Genomic DNA, 19,620 nt, shown 5'->3' on the forward strand with positions numbered 1-19,620 from the left:
TTACATTTTGATTATACAACAAATAAAAAAAGAAATGTCGCTCATTCAACATTTCTTTAGACTTTCTTCATAAAAGATTTACATTACTAACATTCCTTCATTTTCTATACTTCCTATATAAGCTAACCGCTGAAATAGTTAGTAATACAACTATGCATAACCACGCATACGTATATCCCTTCTTATCTACAATATAACCAAATAAAGCAGGCGCAGCAATAATGGCAATTTGATTTAATGTAAGTGCAAAACTCACTGTCATCCCTACCGATTCTTCACTTGCTGATTCCGCAACTTCAGTTATAAAAAGGCTAAACCATCCAATTGAAAAGAACCCTAACAATGCACTTACACCATACAATACATTCGTTATTGTATGTATGCTCATTACTAATATTAGAATGAAGAAAATAGAAATACAAACAGTTATAAATAAGAGGGTACGCCTATTCCCCTTATAAAATAAATCACTAGTAGCTGCTAATATAACCCTACCAACCATTCCAGAAAAGAACATAACGGAAAATACTTTTCCAGCTAAAATTGGCGTGATTGATTGTTCCAATACTAAAAATTTTATAAAGTGCGCAACTAACACCATTTGCAATGAAATCATACAAATGCCAGTTATATAAATTGCATATAACTCTTTTTTACACATCACTTCTTTTAACTGCATCCAAAAAGAAAGTTTACTACGTTCTTGTTTAACTTTCTCTTGAATATATGGTTCCTTATAAAATATAAAAAATAAAAACCCTCCAATTATACAAATACATGCAATACTATTTACCGCATAGGCCATATTATATTTTATTGTAAGAACCGGGATCAATACTCCCGCTAATGTACCACCAATCGGTATACCGGCTTGTCTAATCCCCATCGCTAACCCGCGATTTTCTTTTGAGAACCACTTCATTATCACCTTACTTCCTCCTGGCTGCGAAACACTATAAAACGTTCCTACTAATAAAAGTACAAAGAGTAACCCATTAAATCCATTGACCATATTAGTCAGTAAAAACGAACCTCCTAGTAAAAATGAACCTATCGAAATTAACAACTTTTCATTGTATTGATCAAGTAGCCGCCCGACAAAAAGCATACAAAATAGCGGTCCTATATTTACAACACTTACTAACAATCCAATCTCCGTATTCGTAAGTGCATATTCTTCTTTCCAAAATAAAGCAAACGCTCCAACACCATACGTTATAAGTGTCGCTGTTGTTTGAGCAACCGTCGCAAAAATTAACATAACCCACTTATAAGTACTATTCACCCTTTCTTCCATTAACACAATAATCCCTCCATCCCCTTCCATTGTATGAAAGTTCTGATATCATATAAAATAAAGATTTATCATGTAATTCATCAAAAAAAATGATACCTTTTCTGGAGGGATGATATTTGGATATAAAAGATTTAACTGTATTTTACGAAGTTGCGAAAGAAAAAAACATATCTCACGCAGCTAAAAATTTAAACTATGTACAGTCTGGCGTAACAATGCGTATGAAACAACTAGAAAACGAATTAGGTGTGCCTTTATTTTACCGAAACGGAAAAGGTGTAACTTTAACTTCTAACGGTGAGATTTTATTAACATACGCCAAACAAATTATCTACTTAATGGATCAATCTGTTAAAGCAGTTCAAAGTAATGGGATCGAACCAAGAGGCACTTTAAAAATTGGATGTACAGAATCTACAACCGCTGTAAGACTTCCATCTATATTAACGGCCTATTATGAGAAATACTCAAAAGTCGAATTGATTTTAGAATCAAATACGACGGAACAATTGATTAGGCTTGTACTAGGACGAAAACTGGACGGAGCGTTTATAGCTGGCTCTACTCAGCATGCTGAACTTCATACAAATATATTTCGTGAAGAAGAATTAGTTCTCATTAGCAAAAAGCCTTTATCTTCCTTTAAAGACATAGGAGACATGAATTTACTTGCATTTAGTCATGGGTGCTATTATAGAAATTTATTAGAAGATTGGCTTCAAGAAGAAGGAATTTCACCTAAGCGAGTATTAGAGTTTGGAACAATTGAAGCGATTCTCGCATGTGTAAAATCAGGTATGGGCATAGCAATTATGATGAAGTCTATTTTAAGTGGTCATAAACATGACATATCATTCAATCCTTTACCAAATAGCTTCAAAAAAGTTCCTACTACTTTTATTACTAGAAAAGATATATATCACTCTGCTGCATTACAAAAATTTATGGAGATGACTCACAATGCGTGAAAAGAAAATACGTGGTATGAACCGAAAAACAAACACTATGATAAACCGAATTGAGGAACATACAAAAACGTTCCCTTCTACTTTCTATAACGATGAATATTGGAATATGCTATTGCCAGTTTCGCAAGCTTTTATTGACTCTCGTAAAACACCTAGAAAAGTAAAACGGTTATGTATTCAAACCTTATTAAATCAAGCAAATCATTTAATAAATATGAAACCGAGCGATACACATACATATCGAGTTGTTGTTTTGATTTCTATAAATAATTTGTGGGATTCGGAAATCATTATATTTAAAAATGAGGACTACTTTCATAATTTCTTTAATAGAGATAGTGAATTTCAAAAATGGATTCTTCTTTCAAATGAAATTGATTTTTGGGAGACATGGAAAATATCAGTTTGTCATTCCTTCAAAACGCTTCACTTTCAAGAAATTATTTATGATGCAGATGAATGCTATGAAAAAGAGATTCTGTTTATCGGGGAGTTAGATTAAAAAGGGTATACCTAAAACACTGGTATACCCTTTTTTACTTATTTTTCTTTCAATACACTATGTAATCGATCCGGATAATTTGTAAACATTCCTGTAGCACCCCATTTGATTAACAGTCTCATATCGGGTTTCTCATTAATTGTATAAGGGTGAATTAACAGTTCATTTTTCCTAGCCATTTTCATATATGACTCATCAATAATTAGTTCTCCGTTATCATTACGTAAGTTTGGTCCAATACCAGCTGCATACTTTTTAATTTCTTGAAAATCATCATTTGTTACACTTTTCGGTTCATGTGTAATACCAGACCATTCAACAATTTCATTGTTTTCATTTGGATAATACCAAAGCAATTGAACTAACGGAATATTTTCATTCATACTATGAATCTTTTTCAAACTATCTTTACTAAATGATTGAATCATAACACGGCTAGAAGACATGTTTTGGCCTACTAAATTATATTTTTGTAACAACGCCAACAATTTCTCTTCCATTCCTGGATACACATCTGGTGATTTTGTTTCAATATAATACTTCATACTTCTTCCATATTTTTGGAATATTTCTTCAAGAGTTGGAACCTTTTGCCCAACATACTCTTGCTTAGCCTTTTCTGGATACGCTTTATTAAACCATGACCCAGCATCTAAACTCTTTATTTCACTTAACGTTTTATCGCGTACTTCTCCTGTTCCATTTGTAGTGCGATCAACTGCTGTATCATGCATTGCAATTAATTGGCCATCTTTTGTTAATTGAATGTCTAACTCTAAATAATCCGCTTTCATTTTTTTCACTAAATCATAAGAAGCAAAAGTATGCTCAGGTGCATGTCCACTTGCTCCGCGATGTGCAATATTTAAAAACTTATTCGTATTCCATTCATGCTTTCCTTCTGCTTTCGCATGAACAGCTCCCCCAGCAAAGATACTTCCCGTCATAAAGAAAATAACTAAAACGCTAATAATCTTTCTCATCCTTCTAACCCTTCCTACGTTGCAAATTTCAACAAGCTAATGAGATTTATACGAAACAGAAGACACACTTTCATTATTTTTATAAACCTATATTAAAATTCCAATCTTACAAATGTTTTCTATATTATTAATATAGAAAACTAGTATTATCCTATTTAATTTCTATAGCCCTCCTTTTCACATGTAACTCCCTATTTTGTACGGTTCATTCAATAAAAAAAGCCATAAATTATTTAGAATACACTCCTGTGTCCCTAAATAAATTTATGGCTTTTCTCAAATATCTCCGGCCTCTATTAACTTGTCGAATTTAATCATATCAAACCTATTGAAATTTGTGAATATTTTTTTCAGTACAGTGAAGCGCATAAAACAATATTTCTGTAGTTACTTAAAAATCACATAATAAATTTCTCATTACCCCTTCCAATACTATATCTGGATTTACTACCGTTTTTTCCGAACGCCATCCGATAAAGCCATCTGGTCTAATTAATACAGCACCTCCATTCTCTATACCATATAATTTGCTAAAAATATCTTCTGGAACAACAAAGTCTCCACTTAAGCCAACACGATACCCTTTTATATGTATTCCTAATTTAGCTGAAACAGCATGTGCTGCCTCAGCCCAAGAACTATTTTCTACTCCTGTAAGTAATACAAAACTGTTACCGAATAAGTCTAATGTAGAAACTTTCTTCCCTTCATACGTTCCCCATAAATGTGGCGCTCGCGTTCCAGGTCTTCCGTTCAACTCTATGCTATCCATTCTATGCGGAGTGACTGAATCATCTATAATTGCCTCTGAACCATACTGATATCCAACTGTAACAGCTAAACCATCCATATTATTCAAACTGCCTTCCTCTCTATTCGCAGCACGAAACAGTAAACTACTTGCATAAGCTGTCGTTAATTTTGCAACAGAGTGTCTCTCCTCATGATATGTTTCTAACAGTTTTGGTTTTGCCTTCCCTTTTATAACAGCCGCTAATTTCCAAGCTAAGTTATGCGCATCTTGTATTCCTGTATTTGAACCAAATCCTCCTGTTGGCGGCATAATATGTGCTGAATCTCCAACTAAAAAGGTTCGATTCCCTTGAAATTTCACCGCTGTACTTTCGGCCGCTTTCCACGGTAAAACACTTAATATTTTTGATTCAACATTTGTACTTCCAATTGCTATTTGAATAATTTGTTTACAACGTTCTATAGTGAAGTCCTCTAGCCCCTCTCCTTTTAATGGATCGTAGGCTACATGATAAATCCATTTTTTTACGTTATCAACCGGGATAAGTGCACCAAGAACCTCCGGATGAAGTATCATCGAAAAACCGAATGCGTCTCCTTGTATAAACTCTCTTAAATCAGCTTCAAAATAAATATTCATATAATAGCCACCAATGGTTCCACGACCCTCAGTTTTAATCCCTAACTGCTCACGTATTTTACTTTTCGCTCCATCCGCTGCAATTACATAGTCACAATGTATGACACTTTCTTTGTCTGTTTCACGATTTCGAAGCTTTGCTTTTACCCCGTTTTCACTTTGTTCAAATGAAACTAATTCATGATAAAAAGATAGTTGTCCGCCTAGCGTTTTTGCTTCTTGTAACATCATCTCTTCTAAAATAATTTGATAACATGCAGTTTGTTTTGATGGACTAATCTTTTCTATTTTTTGAAGTAACTCTTCATCGTTTCTGTATTGCGTCGCTCTCATTTGTTCCAATTCTTCTTTATTCGCTTCAGCTATTGTATGAACCGCTATTCTTCCTCGGCAGTTCTCTAATGCTTTACCTGCCAATTTAATTCTTTGTTCCAAGCCTAATTCTCGAAATAACTCCATTGTACGTAAAGTAAGACCACCTGCTTTCGGATGAATGGCAGTAGATGGATGCCTTTCAATAAGTAAGTACTCAATGTTATGTTTTGCAAGAAATAACGCAGACGCTAACCCAGATAATCCCCCTCCAACAATTAAAACTGGTACATAATTCGATTTCATATATTTACCCTCCACATCATTGTTCTGAGCACAGTGACATAAATATAATCAAAAAAAACATTAAAATATAGACTTATATTTCATTTTGAATTATCATATAGATAGATTACGCCCCAAAATTCCTTTTACCTTTTCATACATCTATAATCTACCTGAATTGTGTCTGTATGAAAGTGTAAAACAAAAGAATGTACTTTACGTTGAACCATGTTCTATCGTAAAAATCAAAAATAATACAAACATTATAAGCGGTCGTAACCTTATGGATTATACAAGGTTACGACCGCTTATTTTATTGTTACATCATTTTTTGTTTTTAAAACTTCATCTATTGTGTTATGTAATCCTTCCAATCCCTTTTCTATCTCCCTATAATTTTCAACAATAAAAAATTCATTCGTCTCGATTTTCTTTCTCAATATTGCACCTCATGCAACAATCATGTAGCATTACCGTATCGAAATAATGGTTTATCATCTTAAACCTTTCGACTAATTACCTGGAGGCAAAGTGATTGAAATGAATAAACAAGAACAATTAAATATTATAAAAAAAGATTTTATTGATTCTCAAAAAGTATTATTGGCAATTGGTGATGAAACACGTCAAGCTATTTTATTAGTGCTAATGGAAACGGAATGTCAAACAGGATTACGTGTAGGAGAAATCACGAAGCAAACACACCTTTCCCGTCCAGCAGTATCACATCACCTTAAGATTTTACGAGAAGCTGGCATTATTTTAATGAGAAAAGAAGGTACAAAAAATTTTTATTATATTGATATACGTACAAAATTAGGTTTATTAAAAAATCTTGTATTAGATATTGAGAAGCTATTGCAAAACTTTTATTAAAACTTGGAGGTATAAGATATGAAAGCAATGATAATTGATAGATATGGAAAAGTCCCAATGCGTATGGCAGAGGTACCTACTCCTGAAATTAATGAGTATGAAGTGCTCGCAGAAATTCATGCAGCTAGTATTAACCCAATTGATTTTAAAATACGTGATGGAAAAGTTAAAATGTTACTGAAATATGAAATGCCTCTAATCCTTGGGAATGACTTTTCCGGTGTCATCACGAAGGTTGGATCAAAAGTGACTCGTTTTAAAGTCGGTGATGAAATATATGCTCGTCCAAGAAAAAATAAGATTGGTACTTTCGCGGAGTATATAGCCATTCATGAAGATGATATTGCTTTAAAACCAAAAAATCTAAGTTTTGAGGAAGCGGCTTCGATTCCACTCGTTGGCTTAACTTCCTATCAAGCTTTACATGACATCATGCAATTACAAAAAGGACAAAAGATTTTAATTCACGCTGGGTCCGGTGGTGTTGGTACTTTCGCTATTCAGTTAGCAAAAATAATGGGTGCTACTGTTACAACGACTGCTAGTGAAGCTGGTGCGAATTTAGTAACGTCTCTTGGCGCAGATGAAATTATTAATTACAAAACAGAAAAATTTGAAGATATACTAAAAAATTATGATGGGGTATTTGATACAATCGGCGGTGCAACACTTGAAAAATCATTCAATATTATAAAAAGCGGAGGAAACATTGTTTCCGTTTCAGGTATGCCGAATGCTCGCTTCGGTAAAGAATTTGGTTCAGGATTCTTTAAAACTCTCTTATTTTCATTAGCCAGCAAAAAACTTACTGCACTTGAAAAAAAGCATAATGCTCAATATTCATTTTTATTTATGAAGCCAAGCGGGGATCAATTACGTACTATTGCAAACTATATTGAAGCCGGAAAAATTAAACCGGTAATCGATCGAATTTTCCCTTTTGAAGATGCGCAAAAAGCAATGGAATATTCAGAGTCTGGAAGAGCAAAAGGAAAAATAATTGTAAAAATTAAATAATAATAAAACCTCCATTTTCTTAAAATGGAGGTTTTAAATTTGCTGTTAAATAGACATAGTGCAATGAAGTCCTTACAATAGATTGCAAGGGGAAATATTATATTATACTTTTAGTTAACTTTACAAAGAATACATACGTACAAATACATAACTTAAAATACAAAAAGGAGGAGATACAATGACTAAAAATAATGAAACAGGTTGGAATTTAGATAATAGTTATACGACTTTACCACAATCATTTTATACAGAAATCCCCCCTACTCCCGTAAGTTCACCGGAGTTAGTTAAACTAAACCATTCATTAGCGATATCTCTTGGCTTGACCCCTGAAGAACTGAAAAAGGAAGCTGAAATTGCTATTTTCGCTGGTAATGCACTCCCAGAAGGAGCTCATCCATTAGCTCAAGCATATGCTGGTCATCAATTCGGACATTTTAATATGTTAGGCGACGGTCGCGCTCTTTTAATTGGCGAACAAATTACTCCTTCAGGTGAGCGTTTCGATATTCAACTGAAAGGTTCTGGCCCTACTCCCTATTCACGCCGAGGAGATGGCCGTGCTGCACTCGGTCCGATGCTACGTGAATATATTATTAGCGAAGCAATGTATGCACTCGATATTCCAACTACCCGCAGTTTAGCAGTTGTCACAACCGGTGAACCAACCTATCGTGAAACAAAGTTACCTGGAGCAATTTTAACTAGAGTAGCTAGTAGCCATATTCGCGTCGGTACATTTCAATATGCTGCAGCTCGTGGTTCAATAGAGGACCTGAAATCACTAGCTGACTATACAATAAAAAGGCATTACCCAGAAATTGAATCTCATGAAAACCGATATACTGCATTACTACAAGAAGTCATTAAAAGACAAGCCAGTCTTATCGCAAAATGGCAACTTGTTGGATTTATTCACGGCGTAATGAACACTGACAATATAACGATCAGTGGCGAAACAATTGATTACGGTCCTTGTGCATTTATGGACAATTACGACCAAGGAACTGTATTTAGCTCTATTGACACACAAGGTCGTTATGCATATGGAAATCAACCATATATGGCCGCATGGGATCTAGCACGACTAGCTGAATCTTTAATACCAATTCTGCACGAAGATGAAGAAGAAGCATTAAAAATCGCTCAAGACGAAATTTCGAAATTTAGCGTACAGTATGAAAAACAGTGGTTCCTTGGAATGAAAAAGAAATTAGGACTATTTAGCAACGAAGAACAAGATCACTCACTTATTGAGCAACTTTTAAAAATGATGGAGAAATATAAAGCGGATTACACAAATACATTCCGTTCATTAACTCTTGATGCTATCGAAAATACAGCTCTATTTAAAAGTCCTGAATTTAAAGAATGGTACAAACTGTGGCAATCTCGATTAGACAGACAAGAACAATCGAAAGAAAACGCCTACGAGATGATGAAAAATAATAACCCATCAATCATCCCGAGGAACCACCGTGTAGAAGAAGCACTAGAAGCAGCTGTTACAAATGACGACTATAGCGTAATGGAGAAACTTCTTGAAGCTTTATCAAACCCTTATGCGTATTCTACAGATCAAGAAGAATACTGCATTCCACCTGCACCGACGAATCGCCCTTATCGTACTTTTTGTGGGACTTGATTAAAAATTTGTTTTTATTTTAACCCAAAATTTATTAAGTTCACTATTAATCACAAACTTAAAAGTTGCTTTCAATATTGAAAGCAACACATTTAGTATCCAACCTTAAACAAGTCACAAATTATAATTTGTGACTTGTTTAATTACCCACGTTTAATAGAAGATTTGTTTTGCAGGCATCGTTGTATCTTCAGAGACAGCATATGGATTTTCATTAGGTTTTATAATTATAAACGTTCCACCATATCCACTGTGAGCTAATTTATTGCAAAGACCTTCTACCATAAAACCCCATAACTCCAGCTGCTATTCCCATTATAGATAATCCAAGTTTTTTCTTTATTTTAATGCTTCTTTTTCAAATATTCTCTTTTTTATTTCATAACTCATAAAAAAATACTTTTCTGCTTTTTCTATATTACCTACTTTATGAAACTCTAGTGCCAGACTTTCAGTATATTCGTGAATATACTCCGATAAATTTTTTCTTTCAAAGTAAGAAAAACCTTCAACAATAATTTTTTCTATTTTTTCTACCTCTAAATGTTGACAAAATCCCTTTAGAATTAAAAAGTGATATCTATATTCATCATTTTTTAATTCCTCACAAACCTTCAATCCACTTTCAATTAATTCCTTCGCTTTTTCTATTTCACCTAATTTATAATATTCTCTTGCCTCTAAAAAGATTGCCTTATAATGAGTAGGCATTTTTTTAGAAACCTCAGATAAGTGTCTAATTGCTAAAACTGAAAGATTTTGACTCGCATACAATAAACCTAAATTATGTCTGATTCTTAATACTAACATTTCTGCATCATTTTTTTGTAAAATGTTTATTGCTGACGCAATATATTCCTCACCTTTATCATGCTGCTTTAATTCCGAAAAAGATAATCCTAATATATTTTCGCACAGCGCTATGTTCACTTCATACCCTGCTTGTTTAACAAAGATATCTCTTGCCTTTGAAGCGTATTCAATAGCTGAATATGCGTAATGCAAGTGGTATTTTAATATAGCAACTCTATAATTAAACTCTGCATATTCAATTTCATCTGAAATATGCTCTAATAACCCTTCAGCTTTTTCAAAATAGTTGCTAGCTTCACTATAATTAGTAAGAATTGTATAATGAATGGCTTTGAATAAATAATAATAATAATTAGAATATTCATCATTTGGTTTAGGCAATGCATCTATTTTATCAAAAGCTTTTTTCAAATTACCTAAACCATCTATTAGCACTTTATATCGAAATTCTAACAGATAATAGTGAAATGAAACCTTTATATCTGATTCGATAATATAAAGCTTTTTATCGATCTCTTCTTTTATTTTTTTTGCTTCACTTATACGTTGAGCTCTAATATCTCGATACCAATCATTCAGCATCTTATTAATTAATTCATTGCCAGTGATTTGTATATTCATCAAATCCACTCTCCTTCTTTTAATTATCATAAAAATAACATAATTCGATTATATCTATCTATCTATCTATATATATATTTCTCAACAATTGAACGAAATTCATTCACTGAATTTTGTTCAATATTTTAATAGACCCGCTGTAAATATGAATACTTTTTCTTATAACCTCTGAATATGAGTATCCTTAAAATCCGTCTCATATTTCAATCCATATCCAAACATTCGATCCATTCCAATATGTGCTGTCCATATTAAGCCAATCATTATAACGGTATCTATCTTAAAATAGACACCTATTAGAACAATTAATATGGATATGATATATGTGTGACATACATTATATATTTTCGCACCAACGTGATTATTAATCCCATATGCTAACATTGATAGATCCGGCGCTAAAAGGAATACAAAAAATATAATCCAACTAAACTCATATATCGAATACATATAAATCGTGGCTAAAAATACAACCATTCCTTCAAAATGTACAATACGTTTTTGCATTATTTATCATTCCTATTTTTCTATATTTATTGATACATTTTCATCGCTGACAGTGTTCTTTGCATTTTTTGACCAGATGGTTGCTAATATTGGCCCTGCAATGTTATGCCATACTGCCGCTAATACACTTGGGAGTGCAGCAGCCGGTCCAAAATGCAAAATACTTTCCAGCTATATTACTTTCATCCACTCAGCCCCTATCTTTTAATTGAAACACCTTTTTCGGATTCAAAATATTTTGCGGATCAAGAACTTTCTTTATTTTCCCCATTACAAATAATGCCTCCCCATGTTCTTCTTCTTGATACTTTCGTTTCCCGATTCCAACGCCATGTTCTCCTGTACACGTTCCTCCTCGTTTAAGAGCATACTGAACGATACTTTCATTTATTTCGTCTGCCTTCTTCACTTCCTCCTTATCATTTGTGTCAATCATTAAGAGTACATGGAAATTCCCATCCCCAACATGACCGAGAATACCGCCAATAAGCCCTACTTTATGTAATACCTCTTTCGCATGTTGAATCGCTCCAGCTAATTCCGAAATTGGTACACATACGTCTGTACTCATTAGCTTTTTACCAGGATAACTATGCACGTAAGAGTACGCTAAGTTATGTCTTGCATCCCACAGTTTATTTCTCGCTGCTGTTTCCATCTCAAACGCAATTTCTATACATTTATGATCAAGAACGATTTCTTTCGTAAATTCAATATCTTGCTTTAACCCTGCTTCATTGCCGTGAAACTCTAAAAACAGTGTCGGTTCTTCTCTGTAACTTGTTTCATTGTAATGATTTACTTGTTTCATAGATAATTCATCAACGAGTTCAATTCTCGCGATTGGAATACCTGCCTGTAATATGTTAATTACAGCTTCTACTGCATCATTTATAGTTGGAAACGATGCCCTCGCAGCCATAACATGTTCTGGTATACCGTATACTTTTAAAGTTAACTCCGTGAAACATCCAAGTGTTCCTTCTGAGCCTACGAAAATACCATTTAAATGATAACCTGATGATGACTTCGCCGCTAAATTCCCGGTATGTATTACTACTCCATCAGCAAGAACGACTTCTAAATCTCGAACTTGATCACGCATTACCCCATACTTTACCGCTGTCGTTCCGCTCGCATTTGTAGCAGCCATTCCTCCTAACGTTGCATCAGCTCCTGGGTCTACACTAAAAAATAATCCATACTTTTTCAATTCTTTATTAAGCTGAGAGCGCGTCACCCCTGGCTGTACTCTCACAAGAAAATCATTTTCTCTTATTTCAAGTATTTTGTTCATAAGAGAAAAGTCCATTGTAATTCCTTTTTCGTAAGGAATTACATGTCCCTCTAAACTGGATCCTACTCCAAATGGAACGACAGCTGTTCCATGCTGAATCGCTATTTTCATTATCGCGCTAACTTCTTCGGTCGTTTTTGGAAAAACAACTACATCAGGCAAACTACTACTATGGTAAGATTCATCTTTACTATGTAACTCTCGTACTGTCATATTTATTACTACTCGATCTTCAGGAAGTATGCCTTTTAATTCATTTACTACATGTTCAATTGTTATTTCCATAATCAACTCTCCTTTTTAATTTTAAAACAAGTATACCATCTTTATACAAAATAATTAGAAAAATAAGATTATTAAACCTGAACATACAAAAAAGAACCTGCAGCACACGCTACAAGTTCTTTTTCACTACATTTTAAACGATTTCTTTATTAACAACATAAACCAAATTAAAGTAACTGCCATCAACGAATGAGAAAATCCTACAATATAAGTTAACCCTTTAAAGTCAGCTCCATTTAACTGAAGAAGCCCTCTCGCTGCTAGCGAACCTAACATTAATGTTAATGCAATATTATGTAAAACAAACCACTTATTAAACCCTTGCACTTCATGAAACGCGAATACTTTTGCTAATCCTAAAGCAATTAAAAAGAAGAAAAAGCCAAGTACAAGTGTATGCGTATGCAAAAGATTTAACAAAGTAGACCCTAAAATCCCTTTATACTTACCATACTCCCTAGCGAAAATCCCTGATAATAAACCGATAATCAAATACGTAAACGATGCATTATATAATTTCTTCATTATGTACCTCCTTGAGTAGAATGTATAGTGTGTCATATTTAGTAATAATGATAGTTATATAGTAAAAACTCCTAGTCACCTAGGAGTCATTGTATAAGCATCTCACTCTTTACAATTAATCCTAATTATAAGATATCTCTCTATACAAAACAAACGAACTTTATGTGAACAAACACCCCCATTAAAATATGTTGCACTTTTGTTTTACACAATCCATACTAATTGTTATAACTTTTTAAAGGTGGTGTAATTATTGATAGTTCTTGAAACTGAACGTCTTAATCTTCGCTGGTTTGATATAAAAGACGCTCCTTTTATTCTTGAGTTAGTAAACGATCCTGCATGGATTCAGTTTATCGGTGACAAAGGAGTTAGTAACTTAGAAGATGCAAAAAATTATATTGTAAACGGTCCCATCGATATGTATAACAAACTTGGATTCGGCCTTTACTTAGTAGAACGAAAAAAAGATCTCACTCCACTTGGTATGTGTGGCCTTATTAAAAGAGATTCATTAGAAAACGTTGATATCGGGTTTGCCTTTTTAGAGACATTCCGTTCAAAAGGATATGGCTACGAGTCAGCTTCTGCGATAATCGAATACGGTGTACAAAAGCTTGGCATGAAACGAATTGTAGCAATTACTTCTGTAGATAACATCGCCTCAGGAAAGCTTTTAGAAAAAGTAGGATTACGATTTGAGAAAATCATTTCAGATTCAGGAGAAGATTTAAAATTATTTGGGTATAACGCATAGTAAAGAAGGTCGCCGTGAATGGTGACCTTCTTTACTATTTTACTGATCTCGTCATAATACTTTTAGTTCCATTTATAGTTTTGCAGTAATTCTTGTGATTACTACTATGCCTTTCATATCACATTTTTTGGAAATTCATAGAAATAAAACTTTCACATTTAAATAAATTATATTAATATATCAAATAAAGGAAGTGAGAATAAATGGAACAACCGCTATTTTTATTAGTTCTTCAATTCATTGCATTCATATTAATCATTTGTATCGTATATGGAATGTTGTACAATACCGTATTAAATTTAAATATGCCTAAATGGACTGCACATATAGTAGCTACGGTCTTTTCCCTTGGTATTACCTATCAAGCTTTTATAAATTTTATTTGAAAAACTTTTGTAGCAATTACTTCTATTGTTGATGCAGTAAAGCTTTTAGAAAAAGCAGGATTGCAATTTGAGAGGGTTATTTCAAGATCAGAAAACGTAACCATTTTTTATACAGTCTTTCCAGCGCAAAATAGTGAAGAAGTTAGTTCCGCTGAAAGTGTGTTTGCATAAAAAGAAATGAATTTAATTGATGCTACAAAAATTTTATTTTAATTCTGGTTCTATTGTTTGGAATCGTTCTAGGGTACCATTTGTGTGGACTTTAAAAATTTTCATTTGCGCACCAAAATGTTGCGTTAAGTAAAATGTATCACCAGTTATTAAATTTCCAATCTTCCAATCAGGTTGATATGTACTTTCCATGGAACTTTCTAAATCCCAATCATTATTAAATTGATATATAATGAAGATGAACTACTCAACATTTTCGTTAAAGATAGTCTATCAACCTCTAACTACCTAATGAACTCAAGTAAACACATCTTCAGTCATTTTAAGAGGTACAAAAGGCACCCTTTCGGGTGATTTTTGTATAAAAATTCTATTTTTTCATATTCGATACCAACCACGAACCTTTTTAAAATAATAGTATCATTATGTCTCCTTTTTAGAGATTATTTTTAATTACCTTTAATTTTTTGCACCAGAACCGGAAAATCCCTGACTACTCGAAATATCAACTATCAGGTGCTAATATTCAATAACGCGTACTGAAAATGATTAAACATTTTTATAAACCCGTGGAACATTTAAGAAATCAATTTTTCTCTTATCGAAATTTAATTAGCTTACAGTAATACAGTGGTCATATATTTTTAAGAATAACGGAAGAATATATAGAAATTGCTACAGAAATGTGAAGTTTAATTAATTTAGGAGGAACAAACTTGTTTAATCAGCTTGTAAAAGTTATACCGAATTTATTTACGATTGGAAATTTATTGTGCGGTGTTTTCTCAATCACCTTGAATATGAGTGAATATTTAGGAGCAGCCTCCATTCTCATTTTCTTTTCAGCTGTTTTAGATTTTCTTGATGGAAGAATTGCAAGAAAATTAAAAGTGAACAGTGAGTTTGGCGTAGAATTGGATTCCTTAGCTGATATTGTTAGTTTCGGCGTCGCTCCTGCGCTTTTATTTCATACGATAGCAACACCTTCTATTTTAACTTCTTTGGCATTTATCCTATTCCCAACAATGGGTGCTTTAAGATTAGCTAAATTTAGTATTAAACCAACTATTGGATATTTTAAGGGATTACCTATTCCAGCTGCAGGATTATCATTGGCTGGCATGGCATTGTTTTCATATAGTAATGCATGGATTACTTTAATCCTCGCCCTCTTAATGGTAAGTCCCATTAGGTTTAAAAAATTTTAATGAAGGTCACGCCCAACGCCATTAAGGAGCATTTTAAATGGATTTAACGCGTCAATAAGTATAAAAAAGCGGGACAATAATATTAAATTAGGTGCCCTTCGAAAAATTAAAACCTTGTATTTATGGCTATTGGGTTAATCCATCGATCTGTTATTCTGAAACGTCAGTCCACTTTTAACAGGAGCTCCCTTTATCAAGAGAGCTCCTGTTCTTATTTCTTCTTCTTTTCTGTCGGTTGGCTTTGTTTAGCAAAATTAGATGAATCATCAAAATTCGGTTGCTTTTTACCAGCATTATTACTTCTACCTTTTCCCATATGTAATGCACCTCCCCTCCCCCTTACTATTCCCAATAAAAAAATTCTCTTGCATCCAAGAGAATTTTAAATTGGGTTCTTATTGATAATACCTAAGTACTTCCAACACTGCCATTCCATAAAAGATGGATCCAATGTTAAATTATTTAATGCTAAAACAAATATTACATTTTCATATTTAACTGGATAATCAATTAATAATCCTAATGTATTTCCTGAATCTGCGACAATTATGATTCCCTTTTCTAACACGTCATCTATAACTTCTTTTAATTATTCTTACCTAGCATATAATATTTTCCTACACATTGAGATTGCATGTTGTATAAGGAAGCCCTTCTTCTTTCCATGCAAGAAATCCTCCCTTTAAATTCACTACTTCCTTTATACCAGCTCTTTGTAAAATACTAGCTGCTATAGCGGAACGTAATCCGGTTCGACATTGCAAAACTATTGGAAAATCTTTCGGTATATAATCTAGTTGTTCAAATAGATTACCTAAAGTGACATGTATTGCATCATGAAGGTGTCCTTCCTCCCACTCTTTTTTACTACGCACATCGATAACCTTAACGCTTCCACCTTTTATATGCGGATATAATTCAATCGATGTTTTTTCTTTGTAACTTTCAAATCTATCAAGTCTTTGTATTACTTTTAAGGGTGCAAAAGCAATAATATTATCTAACCCAATAGATTCAAATTCTCTAATAACTGCCTCTACTTTAACCTTTTCCTCATCTAGAATTATTAAAGTTTCTTTTTTATAATCTAATAACCATCCACACCAAGTTGTGAAAGAATTGTTATAAGGTATGTTAATTGACTTCTCGATATGACCTGCAGCAAAACTCTCTACATCCCTTATATCAACTATTTGATAAACGCTCTTCAAAATTTCTTGAAGTTCTTCTACTGTATTAATAGCAGTACTTTTTCTCTTCTTACGAATTGGCGGACCATACTTATTTAAATTCTTCATTAATGAAAAATACTTTGGAGGCTCTGGCTGTGCCGTCAATAAAGTCGATATAAAATCACTTTCTTCATTACACCGAAATGCCCAATTGAACATCTTTTCATAACCTAATGTAGAAGTTGGAATTGCTCCTAATGCTTTTCCACATGCGCTTCCCGCACCATGTGATGGCCATATTTGCAAATAATCAGGAAGTATTTTTATTTTTTGTATAGAATCAAATAATTGTTTCGCTCCTATTTTTGCAGTATCTTTAATACCGACTGCAGTTTCTAATAAATCCGGCCTTCCTATATCTCCTACAAATATAAAATCACCTGTGAATATTCCTATCGGTTTATCATTCGTATAATTATTTTGACTTGTATCAGTTACTAAAAAAGAAATACTTTCAGGCGTATGCCCTGGGGTGTGAATTACATTAAATTTTATATGACCTACTTTAAACTCTGTGCCCTCTCTAACCAATTTGTATCGACCTTCGTTAAGATATTGATATTTCCAATCACAATCTCCTTCATCAGATACATATAAATTTGCATGGTAAAGATTAGAAAGTTCTCTAGACCCAGAAAGAAAATCAGCATGAATATGGGTCTCAGCCGCAGCAATTACTTCCATCCCCTCTTTCTTAGCAAATTCTATATATTGTTCTATATAGCGACTAGGATCAATAACGATTGCTACGCCTTCTTTCTGACAACCGACTAAATAGGAAGCATGTGCTAATTTTTCATCATAAAAATATTTTAAAAGCATAGCTATTCCCTCCAATTAGTTATTTCAAATTAATTTTCAATTTTTGTAACCACTTTTTATCTTCTCCTATAGAATCCCTTTCAACATTAAATTCCAATACATATATGGCAACATATATCTTTTAAGTAAAAACATACTATACCGTTCTTTCGCTTGATTAAATGGAAACGTTTCTTGAGGCTCATGTTCATAGTTAAATTCAGCAAGTATAAGACTTTTATATCCTGTAACAATCGGACATGATGTATATCCATCATATTTAGCCTGTAAATCTCTTCCGCTAAGTACGTCCATAATATTTTGTTTTAAGACGGGTATTTGTTTTCGAATTGCTGCTCCAGTTTTAGAGGTAGGTAAATTGGTACAATCTCCAAGTCCAAAAATATTTTTATATTGCACATGCTGCAAAGTATAAGGGCTTATATCTACCCACCCCTGATGATCACTTATCTCACTCTCTTTAATAAAATTAGGTGGCCCCATTGGCGGAACAACATGTATCATACTATATGGTACGGTTTCTCTTTTTAGTGTTTGCGTATCTTCAAAAATTGCCTCTCTCTTTTCGGCGATAATTTCCACTAGATTTTTATTATAATTCGTTATAATTTGCTTTCTTTCTAGTACTTGTTCTAAAGTATTTGCATATCTTGGAACCTGAAATATGTTATTGTTTGCAGAATAAAACATTACTTCACTTCTGTTTCTTAAACCACTATTACAAAAATACTCCTCTGCTAAGTACATAATTTTTTGTGGAGCACCACCGCATTTAATAGGAGTATTAGGGTGGGTAAAAAGCGCATTTCCTCCTTTAAATTTTTCGATTTCTCTCCAAGTAGAATCAACATATGTATAAGAATAATTGCTACATACCCCATTAGTGCCAATAGACTCTTTTAAGCCTTTAATACTGTCCCAATTTATTTGTATACCAGCTGCTACAATAAGAATTTCATACTCAAGTAGCAGTCCGTCATCTAAAAGTATCTTATTTTCAGATGGAAATAACTTAACAACACTTTTAGGGATCCACGTTGCCCCTTTTGGAATAAGCGATTCCTGATTACGCATCGTACTTTCCTTTGAAACAATTCCTCCCCCCACTAAACTCCATAGTGGCTGAAAGTAATGTTTTTTTGATGGATCAATAATTGCTATACTTTCTTTCAATAGGGGTACATTTCGTAATAAATGTGCAGTAGAAGATAGTCCTGCTGTCCCAGCACCAATTACAATAATTTTATAACTATCTCTGGTCTTCATTATCCTCTTCCTATCTAAAATTGATTTTTAAATTAACTAATTAGTAGCCATTTTTTCATCGTAGTAACATTATTATAAGTTAAAAACATCATAGCTTTATCTGATTCAAATGAAAATTTTGTTAATTTTACCATCAACATTACTATATGCGTAAATCCCCTATGTTACTTCCATATTTTAGTTTTAATATCAAAACTATATATTGTTATATAAAATAAAAAATATATTAAAATACTTTTCATGAATCCGGATAAGTAATGTTTAAAAAATAACATCTAACATCTTAGATGTTATAATAAACAAATTCACATACTTCACAAATATGAAAAGTATTAAATATCACTTAAGTTTCGTTACTTTTTTTCTGTATATATTGATAAAAAATTGTGAAATTTCATCGCATTATGCAAGACATTTAATATCAAATATATTACTTTTACCATGAACTAAAT

The 19,620-nt window shown here is 33.0% G+C and carries 20 protein-coding genes and 1 pseudogene; 8 read left to right on the top strand and 13 right to left on the bottom strand.

The genetic code is table 11. The features are described from left to right. Nucleotides 1-97: 97 nt before the first annotated feature. Nucleotides 98-1,327: an MFS transporter gene (locus tag NST90_RS16195; RefSeq protein WP_033695104.1), complete on the bottom strand. Its 1,230-nt coding sequence runs from the start codon at nucleotides 1,325-1,327 to the stop codon at nucleotides 98-100. 86 nt (nucleotides 1,328-1,413) lie between these two features. Here NST90_RS16195 and NST90_RS16200 point away from each other — a divergent pair, with 86 nt between their 5' ends. Together NST90_RS16200 and NST90_RS16205 are read left to right on the top strand one after the other, a co-directional pair. After that, a complete protein-coding gene (locus tag NST90_RS16200; RefSeq protein ID WP_025708893.1) occupies nucleotides 1,414-2,265 on the top strand; it encodes a LysR family transcriptional regulator in 852 nt (283 codons plus the stop codon). Beyond that, nucleotides 2,258-2,767, top strand: a complete 510-nt coding sequence (locus NST90_RS16205) for a DUF3916 domain-containing protein (RefSeq protein ID WP_025708894.1) — start codon at nucleotides 2,258-2,260, stop codon at nucleotides 2,765-2,767. The genes NST90_RS16200 and NST90_RS16205 overlap by 8 nt, the downstream gene beginning before the upstream one ends. A gap of 38 nt (nucleotides 2,768-2,805) precedes the next feature. Here the strand turns inward: NST90_RS16205 and NST90_RS16210 are convergent, their stop codons facing one another. From NST90_RS16210 to NST90_RS16220, 3 genes are all read right to left on the bottom strand, one after another. Continuing rightward, nucleotides 2,806-3,750, bottom strand: coding sequence for a glycerophosphodiester phosphodiesterase (locus NST90_RS16210; RefSeq protein WP_025708896.1), 945 nt, complete (start codon nucleotides 3,748-3,750; stop codon nucleotides 2,806-2,808). 391 nt (nucleotides 3,751-4,141) lie between these two features. After that, nucleotides 4,142-5,761, bottom strand: a complete 1,620-nt coding sequence (locus tag NST90_RS16215; protein WP_025708897.1) for an FAD-dependent oxidoreductase — start codon at nucleotides 5,759-5,761, stop codon at nucleotides 4,142-4,144. A 287-nt stretch (nucleotides 5,762-6,048) separates the two neighbouring features. After that, nucleotides 6,049-6,180, bottom strand: a complete 132-nt coding sequence (locus NST90_RS16220) for a hypothetical protein (RefSeq protein WP_001227549.1) — start codon at nucleotides 6,178-6,180, stop codon at nucleotides 6,049-6,051. 91 nt (nucleotides 6,181-6,271) lie between these two features. Between NST90_RS16220 and NST90_RS16225 the strand changes: the two genes are divergently transcribed. The 3 genes from NST90_RS16225 to NST90_RS16235 all read left to right on the top strand — a co-directional run bounded on the left by NST90_RS16225 (nucleotide 6,272) and on the right by NST90_RS16235 (nucleotide 9,278). Next, entirely contained in the window at nucleotides 6,272-6,616 is a 345-nt protein-coding gene (locus NST90_RS16225) for a metalloregulator ArsR/SmtB family transcription factor (RefSeq protein ID WP_000571870.1), read from the top strand. Between the two features lie 18 nt (nucleotides 6,617-6,634). After that, nucleotides 6,635-7,633, top strand: a complete 999-nt coding sequence (locus NST90_RS16230; protein ID WP_025708900.1) for an NADP-dependent oxidoreductase — start codon at nucleotides 6,635-6,637, stop codon at nucleotides 7,631-7,633. Nucleotides 7,634-7,811: 178 nt separating this feature from the next. Then, nucleotides 7,812-9,278 (top strand): YdiU family protein, encoded by a 1,467-nt coding sequence (locus NST90_RS16235; RefSeq protein ID WP_025708902.1) that lies wholly within the window; start codon nucleotides 7,812-7,814, stop codon nucleotides 9,276-9,278. A gap of 153 nt (nucleotides 9,279-9,431) precedes the next feature. On the opposite strand, the gene NST90_RS16240 is transcribed toward NST90_RS16235, so the two are convergent. The 6 genes and pseudogenes from NST90_RS16240 to NST90_RS16265 form a co-directional block, all read right to left on the bottom strand. Beyond that, on the bottom strand, nucleotides 9,432-9,563 hold the full coding sequence (locus NST90_RS16240; RefSeq protein WP_033695106.1) for a hypothetical protein: 132 nt from the start codon (nucleotides 9,561-9,563) through the stop codon (nucleotides 9,432-9,434). A 54-nt stretch (nucleotides 9,564-9,617) separates the two neighbouring features. Then, nucleotides 9,618-10,712, bottom strand: coding sequence for a histidine kinase (locus NST90_RS16245; RefSeq protein ID WP_025708904.1), 1,095 nt, complete (start codon nucleotides 10,710-10,712; stop codon nucleotides 9,618-9,620). Between the two features lie 159 nt (nucleotides 10,713-10,871). Then, nucleotides 10,872-11,219 carry a DUF4260 domain-containing protein gene (locus NST90_RS16250; RefSeq protein WP_001172063.1) on the bottom strand — a complete coding sequence of 116 codons (348 nt, stop codon included), beginning with the start codon at nucleotides 11,217-11,219 and terminating at the stop codon, nucleotides 10,872-10,874. Between the two features lie 12 nt (nucleotides 11,220-11,231). After that, nucleotides 11,232-11,375, bottom strand: a pseudogene (locus NST90_RS16255) (bile acid:sodium symporter family protein); the annotation flags it as partial. Between the two features lie 34 nt (nucleotides 11,376-11,409). Continuing rightward, nucleotides 11,410-12,801, bottom strand: coding sequence for an FAD-linked oxidase C-terminal domain-containing protein (locus NST90_RS16260; RefSeq protein WP_025708906.1), 1,392 nt, complete (start codon nucleotides 12,799-12,801; stop codon nucleotides 11,410-11,412). Between the two features lie 126 nt (nucleotides 12,802-12,927). Then, the gene (locus NST90_RS16265) at nucleotides 12,928-13,326 is read right to left on the bottom strand and encodes a DUF2871 family protein (protein WP_000737896.1); all 399 of its coding nucleotides are present in this window, start codon (nucleotides 13,324-13,326) and stop codon (nucleotides 12,928-12,930) included. A gap of 253 nt (nucleotides 13,327-13,579) precedes the next feature. Between NST90_RS16265 and NST90_RS16270 the strand changes: the two genes are divergently transcribed. Together NST90_RS16270 and NST90_RS16275 are read left to right on the top strand one after the other, a co-directional pair. Beyond that, nucleotides 13,580-14,083: a GNAT family N-acetyltransferase gene (locus tag NST90_RS16270; protein ID WP_000636209.1), complete on the top strand. Its 504-nt coding sequence runs from the start codon at nucleotides 13,580-13,582 to the stop codon at nucleotides 14,081-14,083. Between the two features lie 203 nt (nucleotides 14,084-14,286). Continuing rightward, the gene (locus NST90_RS16275) at nucleotides 14,287-14,469 is read left to right on the top strand and encodes a hypothetical protein (RefSeq protein ID WP_000437513.1); all 183 of its coding nucleotides are present in this window, start codon (nucleotides 14,287-14,289) and stop codon (nucleotides 14,467-14,469) included. A 204-nt stretch (nucleotides 14,470-14,673) separates the two neighbouring features. On the opposite strand, the gene NST90_RS16280 is transcribed toward NST90_RS16275, so the two are convergent. Then, nucleotides 14,674-14,832 (bottom strand): DUF5065 family protein, encoded by a 159-nt coding sequence (locus NST90_RS16280; RefSeq protein ID WP_000446433.1) that lies wholly within the window; start codon nucleotides 14,830-14,832, stop codon nucleotides 14,674-14,676. Nucleotides 14,833-15,356: 524 nt separating this feature from the next. Here NST90_RS16280 and pssA point away from each other — a divergent pair. Next, entirely contained in the window at nucleotides 15,357-15,848 is a 492-nt protein-coding gene (gene pssA, locus NST90_RS16285) for a CDP-diacylglycerol--serine O-phosphatidyltransferase (RefSeq protein ID WP_000483080.1), read from the top strand. A 617-nt stretch (nucleotides 15,849-16,465) separates the two neighbouring features. Here the strand turns inward: pssA and NST90_RS16290 are convergent. After that, the gene (locus NST90_RS16290) at nucleotides 16,466-17,902 is read right to left on the bottom strand and encodes an MBL fold metallo-hydrolase (RefSeq protein WP_025708910.1); all 1,437 of its coding nucleotides are present in this window, start codon (nucleotides 17,900-17,902) and stop codon (nucleotides 16,466-16,468) included. Nucleotides 17,903-17,968: 66 nt separating this feature from the next. Continuing rightward, the gene (locus tag NST90_RS16295) at nucleotides 17,969-19,168 is read right to left on the bottom strand and encodes an FAD/NAD(P)-binding oxidoreductase (RefSeq protein WP_025708911.1); all 1,200 of its coding nucleotides are present in this window, start codon (nucleotides 19,166-19,168) and stop codon (nucleotides 17,969-17,971) included. Between the last annotated feature and the right edge of the window lie 452 nt (nucleotides 19,169-19,620).

This window comes from Bacillus sp. FSL E2-8900 (assembly GCF_037966225.1).
Taxonomy (GTDB): Bacteria; Bacillota; Bacilli; order Bacillales; family Bacillaceae_G; genus Bacillus_A; species Bacillus_A cereus.

What these genes read in the sequence shown, in the direction of transcription:
- NST90_RS16195 (WP_033695104.1), bottom strand. Translation starts at nt 1,327, where the DNA reads ATGGAAGGGGATGGAGGGATTATTGTGTTAATGGAAGAAAGGGTGAAT.
- NST90_RS16205 (WP_025708894.1), top strand. Translation starts at nt 2,258, where the DNA reads ATGCGTGAAAAGAAAATACGTGGTATGAACCGAAAAACAAACACTATG.
- NST90_RS16210 (WP_025708896.1), bottom strand. Translation starts at nt 3,750, where the DNA reads ATGAGAAAGATTATTAGCGTTTTAGTTATTTTCTTTATGACGGGAAGT.
- NST90_RS16215 (WP_025708897.1), bottom strand. Translation starts at nt 5,761, where the DNA reads ATGAAATCGAATTATGTACCAGTTTTAATTGTTGGAGGGGGATTATCT.
- NST90_RS16230 (WP_025708900.1), top strand. Translation starts at nt 6,635, where the DNA reads ATGAAAGCAATGATAATTGATAGATATGGAAAAGTCCCAATGCGTATG.
- NST90_RS16235 (WP_025708902.1), top strand. Translation starts at nt 7,812, where the DNA reads ATGACTAAAAATAATGAAACAGGTTGGAATTTAGATAATAGTTATACG.
- NST90_RS16240 (WP_033695106.1), bottom strand. Translation starts at nt 9,563, where the DNA reads ATGGTAGAAGGTCTTTGCAATAAATTAGCTCACAGTGGATATGGTGGA.
- NST90_RS16245 (WP_025708904.1), bottom strand. Translation starts at nt 10,712, where the DNA reads ATGAATATACAAATCACTGGCAATGAATTAATTAATAAGATGCTGAAT.
- NST90_RS16250 (WP_001172063.1), bottom strand. Translation starts at nt 11,219, where the DNA reads ATGCAAAAACGTATTGTACATTTTGAAGGAATGGTTGTATTTTTAGCC.
- NST90_RS16260 (WP_025708906.1), bottom strand. Translation starts at nt 12,801, where the DNA reads ATGGAAATAACAATTGAACATGTAGTAAATGAATTAAAAGGCATACTT.
- NST90_RS16265 (WP_000737896.1), bottom strand. Translation starts at nt 13,326, where the DNA reads ATGAAGAAATTATATAATGCATCGTTTACGTATTTGATTATCGGTTTA.
- NST90_RS16275 (WP_000437513.1), top strand. Translation starts at nt 14,287, where the DNA reads ATGGAACAACCGCTATTTTTATTAGTTCTTCAATTCATTGCATTCATA.
- NST90_RS16280 (WP_000446433.1), bottom strand. Translation starts at nt 14,832, where the DNA reads ATGGAAAGTACATATCAACCTGATTGGAAGATTGGAAATTTAATAACT.
- NST90_RS16290 (WP_025708910.1), bottom strand. Translation starts at nt 17,902, where the DNA reads ATGCTTTTAAAATATTTTTATGATGAAAAATTAGCACATGCTTCCTAT.
- NST90_RS16295 (WP_025708911.1), bottom strand. Translation starts at nt 19,168, where the DNA reads ATGAAGACCAGAGATAGTTATAAAATTATTGTAATTGGTGCTGGGACA.